Below are 2,895 nucleotides of genomic sequence, written 5' to 3'. Positions count from 1 at the left end.
ACTTCGCGGTGGCCTCGACCGCTACCGCAGCCGCTTCGACCGGCGATGCGCTGGCCTGATCGCCGGCCGCCGCGCGCGCCGCCGCTTCCTGCTCGGCCATCGCGGGACGGTTGCGCAGGTGCAGCAGGAATTCCTGGATCAGGCGATCCCAAAGCTCGATCGTCGAACGCAGGTAGCGCTCGGACACGCCGCCTGCGACGACCACGTCCATCTCCAGCGCCAGAAACTGTCCGTGGCTCGCGAGACGCGCGAAGCGCTTGGTCCGGTTCCAGTCCGCGACGAGTTCGGCCGGCAAGTCACCCTGCACCTGCAGCACGCACGACAGCGTGTAGTCGATGAACAGCAACGTGGCGGGCGACGCGTCGGCGCCCTGCGGCGCGAGTGCGGCGGCCGGGTTGCCGAAGCGCACCGCGAAGCCGATGCCCTGGCTTGCGCTCATCAGTTGCACCGCGCCGTTCTGTTCGGCCGCCGTCACGCGGTAGCCCGCGCGGCGCAGCACGTCGGCGAGGCGGTCGGCGCTGATCGCTTCGATCGGCGCATCGTGTGCCGCGCGTTCGTCGCCGGCGTTCGGTTGCTTGTCTTGCATGTCTGTCTTCCTCGTATTCAACGAATCGATCGGTTCCATCCCGGCTGCGGGCCGCGCTTACTGCGCATTCGCGGCAGCAGCCGACGCCGGTACCGGCGCTGGTGTTGCTGCAACCGGCCGCGCAGCCGGGTCATACTTGCCCGCATACAGCGCATCGCCGTAGCGTTGCGCGATGTCGTCGTACTTCACGCGCGCCGACTGCGCGAACGGCTGACGCGACGAGAACAGCGTGCCGATTCCGACATGCTCGTACGCGTCGAGAATCTCGTGCCCCACGCGATACAGCTCGGCATTGTGTGCCTGGCAGGCTTTCAGTTGCGTGTCACGCGCGGCGGCGTCCTTCTGCAGTTGCGTGTGCTGCGCATCGCGGGCGCGCGACACGGCGAGCAAGTCTTCATAGGACGACTTGTATTTCGCCAGCGACTTCGCGTCCTGCTCGCGGCCTGCCCGCTCCTGGGCGAGCGCACGCTTCGCAGCCGCCTCGGCGCCCGAGTCGCCGTGCGCGGCGGCCAGTTGCCCCTGCATCGCCTTCAGTTGCGCGAGCGCGTCGTCGCGCTGCTTCTCGGCCACCGCCTTGTCGCTCTGCAACTGCGCCTGGTTGTCCTGCAGCTGGCGCAGCTCCTGCACGGTCGAGCGCAACTGGCTGCGCAGCTTGTCCTCGATGCTCTGCGCGTGCGCGCCGCCGGCCGCGAGCAGCAACATGCCGGCCCCGCCGGCCGCGAACATCGTGCGAGTGATCGTGTTCATCCGCGGCTCCGGTCAGAAACGAGCATTGAGCTCGATCTGCAGCACGTCGATCGATACCGGCGGCCCGTACACTTCCTTCGAGCTCAGGTAACGGGCCGACACCCACGTATCGCGGGCGACCGCATACGCGGCGCCGAGCACATAGCCGCGCGCGTTGGTGCCGCCGAGGTGGAAGTCGGGATCGTTGAACGCGTCGAGCACGGCGTCCGGCTGCAGGTACTTGTAGGCGATCGAGAAGTTCCACTGACCCTTCTCGCGCGGCTCCGGCTCGCCGAACGTGGCCTTCGCGAGGAAGCCGTTCGGGCCGCTGCGATAGTCGGCGCGCGTCGCGTTCACCGACGTCGAATCGTAGTTGTTGACCGGCAGCGACGATGCCGCGAATGCCTTGTTGTCGTTGTACGCGAGGTTGCGCACGTATTCGCCGTCGAGACGCAGCTTGAAGCGATCGGCCACCACCGTGTCCCACTGCGCCTTCAGGTCGAGCAGCCGGTAGTTGTAGGCCAGGCCGAACAGCTGCGGTTGCGGCGTCATCCCCGGCGCGAGATTCGGGTTCTGCACGATGTTGCGCAGCGCGATCAGCGTGTTGCCGCCCTGCATGAATGCCGGCGCCTCGTTGTCGGTGCTGCAGCTCGTCGCGCCGGCATAGAGCGCGCACGGCGACGACAGCGTGCCGCGCATGTTCTGGAAGTCGTAGTACGCGACCGCGCCACGCAGCCGGTTCTTCGCGTCGATCTTCCAGTCGGCGCCGAACTGCGCACCGAACATCCACTTCGTGTCGCTGCCGGCCTTCTCGGTGCTGTTCGACGGGAAGTTCTCGCTCGTGTACTGGATCGGGAACACGCCGAGCGTGCCGAACAGCGTGACGTCCGGATTCCACGGCAGCGCATGGCGCAGGTTCGCGGCGAACCCGTCCATCATCAGGTCGTCGGAGAACACCAGGTCCGACTTGAAGAACGGGTTGTCGAAACGGCCGGCCGTCAGGTTCAGCCACGACGTCGGCTTGTACGCGAAGAACGCCTTGTTCAGCCAGATGTTCTTCTTCGCGAAGCCGCCGCCCGCGGTGGCCGTGGTCGACACCGGCCCGTTGTCGTTGCCGCTCGCGAGCTGGATGCCGGCGATCATCTCGTCGGACAGCGTCGCCGTCACGCCGAGCCGCGCACGGTAGCGCAGCAGGTTGTTGCGGTTCTCCCGCGTGTTCTGCGTGGGGATCTGCGTGTTGTTGGTGTTCGAGTTGACGTCGAACCCGCCGCCCTGGTTGATCGCCGCGAAGTTCGTCACGCCGTTCGTGTTGCCGCCGCCGTAAAAGTGATACTCGTCACGCACGCGCAGGTCGCCGTCGAGCTTGATGCGCGACACCCAGTCGGGGAACGTGTTCGGCTGCGCCCAGTTCTCGGCCTTCGCCTGCGCAATCACTTCCTGCTTTACCTGGTCGCGGATCTGGTCGCGCACGAGCTGCGGCACGTACGGCACCGCGACGTCGCCCGGCTGCGTCGGCGGGTTGACCACGCCGCCTGCCACGACCGGCGCGCCCGATGCGCGGGCCGACCGCGCCTGCACGGCCT

General features: G+C 67.4%; 3 protein-coding genes. All 3 read right to left on the bottom strand.

Annotated features, from left to right (window positions below):
• A partial coding sequence (locus G3O00_RS41650) for a YbjN domain-containing protein (RefSeq protein WP_241025589.1) occupies positions 1-586 on the bottom strand: 586 nt, incomplete at its 3' end.
• Positions 587-643: 57 nt separating this feature from the next.
• Positions 644-1,333, bottom strand: a complete 690-nt coding sequence (locus G3O00_RS41645) for a hypothetical protein (RefSeq protein WP_206146487.1) — start codon at positions 1,331-1,333, stop codon at positions 644-646.
• Between the two features lie 12 nt (positions 1,334-1,345).
• Positions 1,346-2,895, bottom strand: a 1,550-nt coding sequence (locus G3O00_RS41640) for a putative porin (protein WP_206146486.1), incomplete at its 5' end; no start/stop codon positions are given.

The sequence above is a fragment of the Burkholderia sp. Ac-20384 genome (genome assembly GCF_017104605.1).
Classification (GTDB): domain Bacteria; phylum Pseudomonadota; class Gammaproteobacteria; order Burkholderiales; family Burkholderiaceae; genus Burkholderia; species Burkholderia lata.
The sequence above is the reverse complement of the archived record's forward strand: the minus strand, read 5'-3'. Positions and strand labels throughout refer to the sequence as shown.